The following is a 14,523-nucleotide window of genomic DNA, read 5'->3' as shown; positions in this document are numbered from 1 at the left end:
GGCGACGCTTCCCTTTTTTCTTTGGCGGAAGGCGTGTGGTTATACAGGTTCCGGTGGAACCGGGACAAAGTTTTTCATCGTGTTACTGTTTTTTTTGATCTGGTTGACTAATGATGTATGTAAATGGTATCCCCTTTTATGGTATAATTGAAATCTGCTGTTACCTGTAATGCTGTCAATGCTTCTGTGACGGTTTCCTTTTTAAAAGTTCCCTTAAATCTGTAATCGGCCGGGAAGGTGTCTGTTAAAATGATTTTGCGATTGTACCAACGGCTCATCAGTCGCACCAGCTCGGGAAATGACTTATCCTTAAACTCCAGTCTGTCATCCATCCACACGAGTTCACTCACCTTCTGACTGCTGACATTCGGTGTCACTTTTTCCACGATGAGGAGTACATCTCCCCAGTCAACGATGCGGCCATTCACCACCATTTCACTGGTTAACCGGGTTTTCTTTCGGAGGATGGCTTTTTCACCCGGCGCCAGCACCAGGCTGTTGCCATTACGACTGATAGACACATGACCTTCTACCAGCGTGGTTTCTATGCTCCCGTCTCCTTCATATGCTTTTACATTAAACCGGGTACCCAGCACCTGCACATTCACATCAGTGGTATGGATCACAAAAGGATGCAGATCTTTTTTGGCGACTTCGAAGAAAGCTTCTCCTTCCAGGTACACTTCCCGGTGACCACTGCCAATATTGGCAGGATAAGTCAGGTGACTGCTTACATTGAGCCATACCCGGGTGCCGTCTTCCAGCAATACCTTTTTCCGGACACCTTCTTTGGTATCCAGCGCCAGCTGCCGGTCTGCGCGGGGTAGCAACATCCATATACCGGCGCCTGCCACCAACAGCACTACTGCCGCCGCTAGCTGCCACCAGCGGTGTTTTATCTTAGGCACTACTGCGGCTACCGGCTCCTGCCATTCCCCCTCCTTCTTTAAACGATCGGTGATATCGTTATACATCTGGAGCAGGTCCGGCGCTGCATCGCCACTATCCGGCGTTTGAACAGCCCGGTAGTTTTCGTACCATGATTCCAGGGCCGTCCGTTCGTCTTCCGTACAATGCCCCTGCAGGTATTTTTCCAATAGCCCTATCAGTTGTTGATCACTCATTATTTTGGTTGTCTGCAGGTATAGACACGCCACTTTATTCCAACCCTACCCCCTGCGCAAAATTTATTTTTCGCCCATTGTTGATGGGAACCACCCGTTTTTTTATATCTTATGCACTTTATGGCAGCCGGGCACCTAACGACACCGGCATAAGTGGTAAGAATGACGGAGTATATTGCATTACAGGATGAACAATTGATAGCATTACTGGCAAACAATGACAACAAGGCTTTTGAAACCTTGTACCAGCGCCATGCTGCTGCCCTATATCATCATGCCTACAAAAAATTCCCCGTGCCTCACCTGCTGGAAGATATGTTGCAGGACATTTTTACTACCCTCTATAAAAACCGCGCTACGCTCACGGGCATAAAGAATTTCAGTGCCTATCTTCACGGTGCCCTGCGCAACCGGATACTCAATGAGCTCAGGAATTCGCTGCTGCACCAGCAACATCATCAACATCTGCCTATAGAAAAAATAGCAGAAACGGATAATACCTACGACTATAAACTGCTGGAAAAAAGATTTGCCCTCGCACTCGATAAATTAACGGAGCGCAGCCGGGAAGTGTTTTTACTCAGCCGCCGCGATCATCTCTCTAATAAAGAAATTGCAGCACGCTTAGGCATTTCTGTGAAAGCTGTGGAGAAACATATGGGGAAGTCTTTACAGGTAATGCGCAACGAATTCAAAGACTATGGCCTCCTGGTGGCGCTCTCTGTAATTTTCTATCAGTAGAAAGGGCCAGCCTAGACAGTCCACTGCTTCAGCCAGCCCCATATTTTATCTATCGCCGGAAATCAGGCGCATTTAACAATAGCATCGACAGTAACATCAACGCCACTCCCACCCATTGCCAGCCATTTACCGGTTCTTTCAGTATCATATGCGAGCATACAATGGCTACCGGCAATTCTGCCGTCATAATCACAGCGCTGATGCCAGCGCCCACTTTGGGAATCCCCTTTGCAAACAACAGCGGTGGGATGATGGTGCCGAACAATCCCAGGAACAGCGCCCACTTCAACAGGCCCAGATCAAAATGTGTGCTGGCGATCAGCGGGGCCGCATTCACCAGCAGGATGCCCATGGTGGATCCCGTCATGATCACCGCACTTTTTTGCAGTGGATGCAACTGCTTTCCTACCCTGCTGTTGGCCACCACATAAATGGCGTACAAAAAGGCTGAAGCGCCGGCATAAAGCAATCCTTTCAGTGATACCAGCTGCGTGCCGCCTGTAGCCAATCCGCTACCCAGCCAGGTACCCGTAAGAATTAATGCCGTTGTAATCAGCTGTAGCAAAGAAGGCTTCTTGCCAAACAAACTCCATTCCAGCAACAATCCTATCCAGGTAAACTGCATCAGTATCACAATGGCCACCGAAGCCGGAATATATGCCACAGACACATAATACACGAAGCTGGTAAATCCGATACTCGCCCCGGTCAACAGCAACCATCCCCATTCCCGCGCACTCAGGGCGGCTTTATTTTTCTGATACATCCATAACAGGATCCACAATACCACCATGCCGGTGAAGGCTTGTGTACCGGAGATTTCAGCGGCAGTATAGCCTTCGCGGTAAGCCAATTTTACAAAAGTAGAGAGTATACCAAAGCTGCACGCCCCGGCGAAAACCATTAATATATACCTGATCATTATTTTCGTTTGTGTAGAAAAAGAATAAAGAGAAACGTAGGTGCACGAAAAAATAACCAGGTCAACAGACTTAGACAGATACAATGATTCAACTGATTCCTGCAACAGGAACAGCGGCTAAGAAGAAGAAATGCTGGTTATTTTGCCTGCAAAACAACAACAGCTGGAGGAGGTGTACTGGAATATATGCGGTGCATGTGAGCTATATTATGGCTACAAGGTAGAAATATTTTTTTAAATACTCCTATACGGCATGAAAAAATGCCACCGTTTTTACGACGGTGGCGCATCATCCTTAAAAAATATTACTCAGGTAATTTTGCGTGCATCAACCTACCTTCTGTTATCACCGAGGTATCCGCATCCGCTTTGGACCATACTTTACCGGAAAAAATAGCGTCAAACGTTTTATCGCCTATGGCGGTAATCGTAAATTCAACGGTAGAACCGGAACCAGGGGCAATCCCATTGGCATCCACCTCGGTACCATAATCTTTGTTACCATAATAGAACTTAAAGTAAGGCATCTTTATTTTCTGTCCCACAAATAAAGCGGGTTGTGATAATCCGGATTTTACTCTCAGTGCGTTATAACAAGAGAAAGCATAACTTTTATCTGCCTTTTGATACAACACAGACGTCACATAACTGAAGTCATTGTAATTAATCACATAATGATTGGCCTTGAAATACACGGTGGTAGTCAACTCTATACAATTGATTTTATCATAGGTCGAAGAGAAAACATACTTTTTATCCGGGCTTTGGATGGATAATACCTTTTCATCCACATCAAAATTACCTGTTGGGCCGATATAATATTCAAACAGGTTTATATTACCCATACCGGAAGGATTATCACGTATCAGGTTTTTATACCCGGCAGGAATAGTCGCCGTAATAACGGTGTCCGGTAGCCCTCCTGTTCGGGGTATCTGCACTTTAAAAGTAACGTCTGCATCAATAACACCGTTGTAGATGGCACTTAAATAATGACCACTGTTACGGGCGCCTTTATCGACCTGGTTAATTTGTATTTCTACAGGTATTTTCTCGTTGGAAGTAAGGCTACTATTTCTGCCTTTGTTGTCTTTTGCATCTTTTTTGCATCCCATGGCCAATAGCAACAGGGATGACAGCATGAAGAAATTGAGGGTACGCATGGTTATAATAATAAGTGATTAAATCATAAGCAGCGTAAATGTAAAGGGTTCAGGGTATTCAGCAGATCAAAAAATATATCAAGATAAATTAAAAACAACTGCGCTGCTGTCAGAGCAACTACCACAGCGCAGGTTGTCGTTTTATAGCAAAATAATTACTTTACCAACGGTTCTTCCGGATTCAATCTGCAGGTGTGCAGCAGCCATTTCTTCGAAGGCGAATATCCTGGAAACATGGGAAAGCAACTGTCCCTGTTGTAAAAGATCCGCGAGTTTCGCCATATCTGCACCACTGGATTTTACTGCCACAGGATAGCCATGGCAACCCACTGCTTCTGCTTTGTCGGTAACCGCTTCTTTCAGACCGGAAGGCAGACTCACAATGGTGGCACCTTCTTTCATGATCAGCAGCGAACGATCAATGTTTTCTCCGCCGAGCGTGTCTACTACAAAATCAATATCTTTTGTGTGCTCTTCCAGTTGCCGGGTAGTATAGTCAATATGTTCGTCTGCTCCCAAACCCAGTACCACCGATTTGTTGGCAGCAGAAGAAGTACCGATGACATATGCGCCCCAATGTTTAGCCAGTTGCACGGCATAGTGTCCTACGCCACCGGCAGCTGCATGTACCAATACTTTTTGTCCGGGTAAAATAGGTGTATAATACGTCATGCCCTGCCATGCAGTGAGTGCTGCCAGGGTTGCCGCGGCCGCGGCTTCATGCGAAATGTTGGCTGGCTTCAATACCAGGTGTTCAGCAGGAGCCGCTACATACTCAGCATACCCTCTGCCATGGCCCGGAAAATTGACCATCCCGAATACTTCATCATCTACCTTAAACAAAGGAGAAGCAGAAGCGATGACGACACCGGAAATATCCCATCCMAATATCAGCGGATGTTCATCTTTCAATCGTGCCCACTGCCCTTTACCGATACGTGTTTTTACGTCTACCGGATTAATACTGATGGCTTTTACTTTCACCAGCACTTCTCCTGCGGCAATAACAGGCACTGGTAGTTCAACGATCTGTAAATGATCCACGCTGCCAGGTTCCTTCAAAATAATAGCTTTCATCGTGCTCAATTTTAAAACAAATGTAACGCTGGCAAGCGGCTATTACCTGTATATTTATACGAAAATTCTGTACATTTCAGAGGAATGGTCTCGGATCGAAAATAACTTTCAGTGAACTCACCCTTCCCCCATCCAGGTGGTACCATGCGCAACCAAAAATGGTTTTACCGTCCATCGTCAGATCATAAAACAGACATACGTCTTCCTGATCCACAAACACCTTCTGTACGGCATATTTCAGCTTCATCTTTTTCATATCATCGAAGTAGGCGGTGGCGCCCTGCCTTGATCCCATCACGCCTTCAAAAGTCATTTCCTCGTTGGCAAAACGCTTTGCTGCATCGAAATCTTCTTCATTGATGGCTTGTATCAGTGAAAGTACCACTTTCGCATTATCAGATACCTGGTTTATCTTTTCCATAATGAGTTATTTTTTTATGATAACCGCGAAAAAATCATACCGTTATTTTTCTACCGGATTCACCTGTTTCAGGGTACAAAATTCCGCAATAAGGGCATGTTACGGCGCATTTGTTACTCATTTCCACATAAAAAAAGAGGCACATCCGCAGATGCACCCCTTCTCTTCAAATCTACGACGGATTGTCTTTTTATACGCCGGTTGTTTGCGCCACCTTTTTTGCAGGCACCGTTATCTTTTTCTTTCTTCCCTTGCCCCACCAGATAATAAACCCGGTAATGGGTAAAGTGGCGCCGATTAAGCTGGCAAAAAATGCCATGAACTTTCCGGGCAAACCAAGTATACTGCCCACATGAATATCGTAGTTCATGCGTCTCAGCTTACCGGCAAAATCAGCTTCCTGATAAGACTGTTCATATAATTTGTTACCTGTAAGCGGCTCCAGCGTATGCTGATCATACAGGTAGCGCTGATTGTTATAATACTGCCCCCGGGAAGGATATACAATCACGCTGATAGCCGCCTGTGCTTTGGTTGTATCCGGGAATCCCAGGTAAAAACCTGCTGCCTCCGGATGTTTGCCAACTACAGTTTTCCAGGAGATGTCCATCTTTTGCCCCAGGTTATCAAAATGCTTTTTCCCTGCCTGTAAAGAATCTGATTTCAGCTCTACAAATTCAGGCATGGTTTTCCCGCCCGAGGTTGCCCAGTACAGCCCTTTGCTCCACCATTCCAGTCCGTATACCATACCGGTAACGCCTATAGCAAAAAGCAGGAGCAGGGCATAAAATCCGAGTACATTATGCAGGTCATAGTTGATCCTTTTGGTACTTGCACCCCACTTTATTTTAAAACTTTGATTACGGGTACTTTTATTCCATTTTTTTGGCCACCATAACACCAACCCGCTTATCAGCGTAATCACGCAGATAAGGGTGCTGTAATTGATAATAGGACGTCCTATTTTGTAAGGCAGCCAAAGAAAACGATGCCCGTTCAATATCCAGCGAAAAAAGCTGACATCCCCTTCTTTGCGGTCTACTTTGCTGATGACTGCTCCGGTATAAGGGTTCAGTTTCAGGGTAGACCCACCGCGACGCCCGCCGACATTAGCTTCTACGGCCTTCCCTTCTTTGTACAATACATAGCCCACCTGTTTACCGGGATACGCTTTATTCGCTACCGCCATGATCTGCGAAGGAGCAATCAATGCCTGCGACTGTACCGGAATATTGGCCTCCGGCTCCGTCAGGCTGGTAATTTCTTCATTGAATACATAAATGCAGCCGGTGATACAAATGATGACTACAATAATACCCGACACAAGGCCCAGCCACAAATGCAGCCAGGCGGATATGCGATAAAACAGTGACCTGGAATTGGATTTCTTCCCGGTTACTTTTTTTGAATTACTCATATTTTTCTACTTAAACGGGTTATTAATATTCCACTTTTGTAATCGCCGTAATTTTCCCGCCGTTCACTGTTAAACCACGTGTAGCCGTTGCCGTAGCTATGTCTATTTTATATACCCAACTTCCATTCGCTGTATTTAAACCGATATAACCGGTTTTTCCATCTTCAGAAGTGGTATTGTTATTATAGGTGGCAGAAGTACTGGTAATCGCCGCCGGCGCGCCTGTTATCCAGGTAAACGTTTTCTTTTCCACATCTGCCAGCGCCATTTTAAGATTGCCTTTCACGGCCCTGGCATCTTCATACATCATCAGTAAAAATTGATGGTGGCCCAGGTAAGCCTGTGATGCAATATGATGACCACCGGATATTTCCTGCACATTGAAGAAATAGTTTTGGTCAAATTCGGTGGTCCCTTTCAATATCCTCACTATAGCCGAAGGCTTGGTGGTGGTTACTTTTCCACCGTTTGTTGCAGCCGCCTGTGAAAATCCATATACATCCCCCTCTTCAGTAACGCCTAATCCATCGGTGAAATAAGCGCCTAAATAGCTGGTCCGGTTATCCCTGATTACTTTTTCCAGCTTCAGGTCCGGGTAAGAAAATACAGCTACCCAGCTACTATCAGGATACGCCGTACCAAATGCGTCACTGCAGCACCCCTTGATGCTCATATAAGGAGCATATACCTTTTCTCCTACCTGGGTAGCCCAGGTGAAATGCGCCCTTTCTCCGTTTGCAGCCAGTTGAACAATATTTATATTACCACGCCCCACAATTCTTGATTTCATGGCATCAATACGATACGTACTGGCCACTTCATTGCCACTCCGTGGTACTTTTATGAGTAATAGTTCATCGTTTACTTTAACAAATACCTGTACGGTTTCTGTCTGAAACTCTGTTGTTTTCACCATTTTACCGTTGGTAGTAAAGCGATAGGTAGTCACCGCTCCCGGGTTGCCCTGTCCGTACAGGAGACTAAAAAATCTTCCCTTATGTGTCAGGTAGTAGCGATAAGAGCCATCCTGCTCCATACCATTACCTGCAGTGGTAATAGTGCCACCGCCCAGGCTATCCGTTGTCAGTAAAACATCTGCAATACCACTGGTACCTATGGGTGTTGCTGTTATTACATATTTTGCCAGCCCCTGGAATTTTCCTTCTATAAAAGGCTCATCCATCGTATCTTCTTTATCACATGATATTCCCACAAAGATGATACTGCAAAACAGGAATAAAAGCTTACTTATTTTTTTCATCACTATCCGTATTGAAATTGAAATGATTGATATTTATTTACTGATAAAGTACCGCAGCTTGGCATAAAATGCACGACCTGGTTTCTGTAAGGTGAAATTGTCATACAGTCTGTTATCCACCAGGTTTTTACACTCCACAGATACATTATACCGGCCATTGGCCAGGCTATACACCATGTTTACGTCCTGGGAAAACTGTCTTGGAATTCCCAGTTTCTCTTCTGCCTGGCTGGGCCAGGAGAGATAATAGTCGTGCACATACAACAGGTTATAACCCAGTGTAAGTGTATTGCCTTTTTTCAGTACATTTCTAAAGAAAAGGGACGCATCTGCATTACCAAAAAGAAAAGGCATATTAGGAATACGATCTCTGTACAGCGGACTTACATTCTTTTGTCCGTCCTCATACTCCGTATTGTTACGCAGGTTCTGGTAGGTCATGTTCACTCCGGCAGTAAATAGTTGTTTAAAAGAATATCTTACCTCTCCGTCTATTCCCATATTGGTCACTTTGGCCAGGTTACCATTTGTTTGCCTGGTCTGGTTAGGATTCAACATAGGACGGATAAAGTCGCTGGCATCGCGGTACAGGAAGTTAGCCTCAAAGAGAAAACGATGATCACCTTTAATATTCAACTGATAATTTACCCCGAAATTGAAATTGTTGCTGCTCTCAGGTTTCAGGTCTGTATTACCTTCCAGGTTGATCATATCACCATACAGTTCTTCTGTTTCAGGTAAACGATAACTTTTTTCATAAGAGGTTTTCAGTTGTAACACGGGCAGGATAAAGTAGGTGGTAGCCAAACCGTATCCCTGTTTACTAAATTTCGATTCCTGATTTCTATAGGCTACATCACCCCAGTTACCACTTGGATTATAGCTTTGCGAGAAGCTGTTGCGTTGTGAATAATTTTTCACAAATACGGAAGTATTCCATCTGGTATCGTAATCAAATTTATATCCCAGACCCAATACGTTTTTATTTACTTTTTTGGGCTGATCATATTTCTCATCCTGTGGAAATAATTCATCCTTTCCTTTGCGGCTGAAAGTACTGTATACATCATTGATGATAAAGGAATGGTGGTCATCTAAACGATAGCTCAGATTGGCGGTACCCAGTCCGTTGTTGTTACTGAATTTATACATGCTCCGTTCCCTTTCGGCACCATTATTAGGTACATGTTGCTGGAACCAGTTGTAGCGGCGGTTTACCGTATCAATATTTTGTTCATGTCCCAGGTTATAGTTACCTGTCAGGCTAAAGTCCAATCCTTTTACAAAGATGTCTTTTACCTGGTATTTCACACTGGGCATCAGGATATCACCTTTGCGGTGCCAGTCGCCAAATACACTGACCATTCTTGCGCCGGATTGTATTTCCGCGTAGTTCTGTCCCATGGTGATACCGAATAATAATTTATCGGCGTATTTCTTTCCCACTACCCCCACATTGGCAATGATAGTTTCATTATGATAAGTATCATGGAATCTTCTTACCCATTGACGGGGATAATATTCACCGGTAAGCAGATCGGCTACGTTCACGCGTACACGATAATTGTTATCGGAGTAATTCTGGAAGGCATTTATCTGCACCGTAAAACCAGATTTGGCGGTATAACCTGCATTCAGGGTAGAGCGATGTGTGTTAAAGGAGCCAAAGGAATAAGAAGCATCTATATAACTACGCTTGTTATTGCTGGTAACGATATTAATAGCACCGCCCAAAGCATCTGATCCCAGCCAGATAGGCACTACACCTTTGTACACTTCTACTCTTTCTGCCAGGTTGATAGGAATATTATTCAGCTGGAAAGAAGAGCCAAAGTTATCCATAGGTACTCCATCCAGGAAAAACTTCACCTGCCGGCCGGTAAAACCATTCAGGGAGAAATTCATCCTGGAGCCTAAGCCACCATCTTCGCGGACGCGGATACCGGATACACGATCCAGTGCATGTGAGAGATCCAGGGTGGAGTTATATAATTTCTTTGCATCAATGGCCGTTACATTAAAGGCCTGCCGGTTTACTTCCTGGCTGGTAGAGCGACCTATCACCGATACGGTATTTATTTCACTGACAGCTAATGTCATGGTAAGTTGCAGCATTTTTTCCTCTCCGGCCTTCAGGTCCAGTGTCTGATCGGCTTTCTTAAAGCCTACCGCAGAAATGCTGAGGATGTGTATACCGGGATTCACTTTTTGTATGCGGAAAAATCCATCTACATCAGAGATAGCGTTGGCGTTATTGTTATGTAGTTTCACGGAAGCACCGGGAACAGGTGTACCGGCAGCGTCTTTCAGATAGCCACTAATGGTAGCCGTGCTAACAGACTGGGCATAAGTAAAAAGGACAAGGAATAGCAATATGCTTGTCAGCAAAATTTTTCTGATATACATTTTTAAACAGCTTTTTTTAAGTCTCCGGCAGGTATTGGCAATAGTTGATCAGGCGGGCGTTTCCGCAACATCCGCTACTGGTTTCCTGTCTCATTTTAGTTCCGCAGTATGTGTATGAAAAGTATATCCTGGCAGCATGGTTCCAGGTGTTCACATACAGTATTGATTATAGGTATTAAATTTCTTTTGCAAAAGTACCCGAATATTTAACAAACCATTTTCGACATCGGGAATTTTTAGGCTGCTGAATTTTTCCGCATTGCGTCAGGGTTAAATTTCGGTTATGCGTACACGTTAGTACGACTTCATCTTACGCAACATGATATTTTATCAGGATGGTCTGCTGCTTACCTTCCAGATTTTTCATCCGTACCTGCATTAAATAATTAAGTGAATCCGGATAAAAAAGAACTTTCCTATATAATTCTAAATCCGTATATGAATACATTGTTTATAACCCGACTAAAAATGTGCGTTACTTGTTAAAATCTTCACCCGGTAACTTTAAACTTCTCGCAAAACAACTATGTTGTTAACAAAGAATTTACACTTGATAATCTGCATTCTTCTACCTTGAATGCAAACAGGAAGGAAAACCTGCCCCCTTTTGAATTTGAAAACCTGGAAACTATGAAGATAACCAATGTAATACCCAGGATGACCAGTCAGGATGCCGAAGCAAATGAAACGACCGGACGGATTATAAAGATTGTCAATTCTCTGGCCCTTGGTGCTAGTCTGCTTGCATTTGTGCTGGGCTGTTTACTCTATTATATGACCGGCTATAAAAGCATATTATATCCGGCCATGCTGGAAAGCGCCTTGTTTCTTTCCATATTGCTGATCACCCGGCACAGCCGGCCGGAATACGGGCAGCAGTTGATGTTCTTTTTACACAGTGTATCTATCTGGTACTTTGGCATCATACTGGGACCGGCAGCACAGATCTACCTGTTTGCCCCATTCCTTGCATTTTGTGTATTCCTGGTATTTCACCGCCCACTGGCACAAATCATTGTACTAACCAGCAGCGCAGGTATGTTGCTGTTAATAGAAATAAATTACCGGCAAGGACTTATTGCACCGCTGCCACTGGATAAGGAAACCGAAGCGGGCCTTCACTGGCTCGTGATTGCAGCCGCCACTTTCCTGAACGGCACTGCCCTCTATTATTTTACCAGGGAGAGCAGGTTTCAGAATAAACAGTTGCAGCTTTTGGTGAATCAACTTGATAAGGCCAACCAGGCAATGAGAATATATGTGCGGGAAACCACCCACGAAATCAGATCTCCGCTGAATGTAGTCAACAGTATTCTGCAAAACTACATTGAAACAGCGGATAGGGGGAAACGAACCGTCCAGGTGGGAATAGCCCACCTGGAAGCGGTTCACTTTGCCTGCCAGGATATGCAGCTCGTGATGAGCAATGCCCTTGGCTGGTCAAAAATTGAAGCAGGGAAAGATGAAATCAGCAAATCGCCGTTCCTGTTCACCGACTGGATACTGCAACTCTGCGACACTTATGAATACCTCGCCAAAAGAAGATCTGTACATATTAATATTGCCTTCAGCGACCACCTGCCCGAATATATCCTGGCAGATAAATCAAAACTACGAACCATCATCGTTAACTTACTCAGCAATGCTATCAAGTTTACTACTTTCCGCTCCATCATTACGGTGAGTGCCACTATGAAAAATAATCAGCTCGTTTTTTCTGTTACCGACCAGGGAGCAGGCATTTCAGCAGAGAAAAAAGAACACATCTTTGATCCCTATGTCAGTGAACTCGGACAACAAACAGAGTCCAGTGGCCTGGGATTACCTATCGCACGTCATATGGCACGCATGATGGGAGGTGATCTGTTTGTCAGTGACAACACCGATGGCGGCGGCAGCATCTTCACCCTCCACCTGCCGATAGAAGCCATTCCGCCACCCCCCACTGCGAATGCGATCATCGATTATTCTCTCCTGAGTGGTTTAAAAGTACTGGTAGTGGATGACGATCATCTCAATCATCTCGCCTTCTCCCTCGCATTGAAACGCATGGGCATAGAAGTGATCCTCGCCGATTCAGGTCCACAAGGCTTCACCAAAGCCCGTCTCCATGAACCAGATGCCATCTTAATGGATATGATTATGCCGCACGTCAGCGGTATAGAAATGCTGGCACAATTTAAAGCCGACAGGGCACTCCGGCAAATTCCTTTCATCCTGGTATCCGGCAATTGTTATAGTGAAGTACGGGAAGAAGTAATTGCTTCCGGCGCAGATGGCTTTTTAAGTAAACCTGTAAATATTGAACAACTATATAACATACTGAAAGAGCTGGTGGTGATGGCATAGCCATCATCACACTGCTTTCAAACGCCAGGTGGACCTGATTCTGCCAGCCCCCCGCATCTTTTGCAACTGTGTTTCCGTCAGTTTTTCCAACAGATGTGGCAACGCTGTCAGCCGGCTACGGTCCCTCGCCGCCTCTTTGTCTATCTCAAATCCCATCCTTTTAAAAAATGCTTCGGCCACCTCAAAACTGTCAAACATGTTTTCATGAATCCTATGCTGCGCATAAAAGGCATTCCATTCTTCCCCACGATCAACACCCGATTTTGTTTGGTCCCATTTCACATAAATATCGGCCGTAATCCAATAGCCGCCACGCTGCGTCAACACCCGGTGAATGATACGACACAACTGTTCTTTTTCTGATTCATCCAGGTACATCAACAACCCCTCATTCACAATCACTATTTCACCCGCCGGAAAACGACTCACCCTTTCTTCAAATTGCGCTTCATCTAATGCATTTAAAGGCAACAACTCCAATGCACTCACCACGGAGGCACCGGACAACGCAGCAACAAATTCTTTTTTAATCGCCACCACTTCCGGTAAGTCAGTATCGATATAATGATAACCCGGCTGCTTCGTGGCTTCCAGTCCCCGGAAAGAAAAACCCGACGATAACTCCAGTATATTTTTAATAGGCAGATCCGCCAGTAGCTGGTCAATACTCCAGTAGCGGTCTTCGAAATGCAATACCCGTCCCCAAAAGGAAACATCTTTATTGCTAAGGTCCGGCTGATAGGGCTGCGGTGCTATCATCAGCTCCGCGGCCTCCTTTACAAAAGGAATTTGGGTAATTCCTTTCAATAGTAATAATGATTTGGCAGTAGGGCTGATGGTGCTGTAATCGCGGGAGGTTTCCATACGTATTATTTTATACGTAAAGATAGCAGCTATTCTTCACCGGCTAAAAAATCAGCATAAAAATCCGGAATCGGACTGTTACGGATGCCGGCAATAGTATCGGCAATCGGATAAGCTACTTTCCGGATCGCCGGTGTCAGCTTCTCTCCAGCGATCGTTAGCTGCAGGTAAGCCGCCAGCCGGTCTTTCTCTTTTGATCTTCCCACTGCACCTGTATTCATCACCATCTTACCGGCCGGTTCCAGCTCCCGTATATACGACAAATGGGTATGACCGGTAATCAGTATATCTGCCTGGTGTTCGTCCAGCATATTTAACAAGTCTTTTTCTGCATGCTGTTCATATAAATATTCATCATTGCTCCTGGTGCTGCCATGTACCAGCAACAAAGTAGCAGTTGGAAAACTCAGTCGCATAAAACGGGGCAGATCAGCCAGGAAAGCCTTGTTATCCGGAGTAATGGTATCTTTCGTATAATTAATAGCGGTAAGCCTCGCGTCCTGCTCAACTTTACTATGCTTGCTGAGGGGTAATACCGGATGATTAAAAGCAATGCGCTCATCATGATTGCCCATGATCACTGGTATCTGCCGGCTCCGGATCAGCGCTATCACTTCGTTATGCCAGGGCGCCGCATCTGTTAAATCCCCCAAACAATATACCTGGTCTGCTCCAAAGGCATGAATGTCTTCCAGTACTGCCTGCAATGCCGGCAGATTGCCGTGAATATCACTGATGATAGCTATCTTCAACATGCTGATGATTCTTTGATCTTGTG

At 44.9% G+C, this 14,523-nt stretch carries 12 protein-coding genes; 2 read left to right on the top strand and 10 right to left on the bottom strand.

Annotated features, from left to right (window positions below):
* Positions 1-107: 107 nt before the first annotated feature.
* Positions 108-1,124, bottom strand: a complete 1,017-nt coding sequence (locus tag AC1DCV_RS23695; RefSeq protein ID WP_477025470.1) for a FecR family protein — start codon at positions 1,122-1,124, stop codon at positions 108-110.
* Positions 1,125-1,286: 162 nt separating this feature from the next.
* Here AC1DCV_RS23695 and AC1DCV_RS23690 point away from each other — a divergent pair, with 162 nt between their 5' ends.
* On the top strand, positions 1,287-1,865 hold the full coding sequence (locus tag AC1DCV_RS23690; RefSeq protein WP_477025469.1) for an RNA polymerase sigma factor: 579 nt from the start codon (positions 1,287-1,289) through the stop codon (positions 1,863-1,865).
* Positions 1,866-1,914: 49 nt separating this feature from the next.
* Here the strand turns inward: AC1DCV_RS23690 and AC1DCV_RS23685 are convergent, their stop codons facing one another.
* The 7 genes from AC1DCV_RS23685 to AC1DCV_RS23655 form a co-directional block, all read right to left on the bottom strand.
* On the bottom strand, positions 1,915-2,787 hold the full coding sequence (locus AC1DCV_RS23685) for an EamA family transporter (protein ID WP_477025468.1): 873 nt from the start codon (positions 2,785-2,787) through the stop codon (positions 1,915-1,917).
* Positions 2,788-3,092: 305 nt separating this feature from the next.
* Positions 3,093-3,950, bottom strand: a complete 858-nt coding sequence (locus AC1DCV_RS23680; RefSeq protein ID WP_477025467.1) for a hypothetical protein — start codon at positions 3,948-3,950, stop codon at positions 3,093-3,095.
* A 141-nt stretch (positions 3,951-4,091) separates the two neighbouring features.
* The gene (locus AC1DCV_RS23675; protein WP_477025466.1) at positions 4,092-5,027 is read right to left on the bottom strand and encodes an NADP-dependent oxidoreductase; all 936 of its coding nucleotides are present in this window, start codon (positions 5,025-5,027) and stop codon (positions 4,092-4,094) included.
* Between the two features lie 76 nt (positions 5,028-5,103).
* Entirely contained in the window at positions 5,104-5,448 is a 345-nt protein-coding gene (locus AC1DCV_RS23670) for a nuclear transport factor 2 family protein (RefSeq protein WP_477025465.1), read from the bottom strand.
* Between the two features lie 190 nt (positions 5,449-5,638).
* A complete protein-coding gene (locus AC1DCV_RS23665) occupies positions 5,639-6,865 on the bottom strand; it encodes a PepSY-associated TM helix domain-containing protein (RefSeq protein WP_477025464.1) in 1,227 nt (408 codons plus the stop codon).
* A 22-nt stretch (positions 6,866-6,887) separates the two neighbouring features.
* Entirely contained in the window at positions 6,888-8,126 is a 1,239-nt protein-coding gene (locus AC1DCV_RS23660) for a DUF4374 domain-containing protein (RefSeq protein WP_477025463.1), read from the bottom strand.
* Between the two features lie 33 nt (positions 8,127-8,159).
* Complete coding sequence (locus tag AC1DCV_RS23655; protein ID WP_477025462.1) at positions 8,160-10,532, bottom strand: TonB-dependent receptor; 2,373 nt, start codon at positions 10,530-10,532, stop codon at positions 8,160-8,162.
* Between the two features lie 630 nt (positions 10,533-11,162).
* Here AC1DCV_RS23655 and AC1DCV_RS23650 point away from each other — a divergent pair.
* Positions 11,163-12,881, top strand: a complete 1,719-nt coding sequence (locus AC1DCV_RS23650; RefSeq protein WP_477025461.1) for an ATP-binding response regulator — start codon at positions 11,163-11,165, stop codon at positions 12,879-12,881.
* A 6-nt stretch (positions 12,882-12,887) separates the two neighbouring features.
* Here AC1DCV_RS23650 and AC1DCV_RS23645 read toward each other — a convergent pair whose 3' ends face one another.
* Positions 12,888-13,745: a hypothetical protein gene (locus AC1DCV_RS23645; RefSeq protein ID WP_477025460.1), complete on the bottom strand. Its 858-nt coding sequence runs from the start codon at positions 13,743-13,745 to the stop codon at positions 12,888-12,890.
* 29 nt (positions 13,746-13,774) lie between these two features.
* Positions 13,775-14,500: a metallophosphoesterase family protein gene (locus tag AC1DCV_RS23640; RefSeq protein WP_477025459.1), complete on the bottom strand. Its 726-nt coding sequence runs from the start codon at positions 14,498-14,500 to the stop codon at positions 13,775-13,777.
* Between the last annotated feature and the right edge of the window lie 23 nt (positions 14,501-14,523).

Source organism: Chitinophaga sp. 10T418, assembly GCF_056394125.1.
Note: the sequence above shows the minus strand (reverse complement) of the source record. Positions and strands in the feature narration are given on the sequence as shown.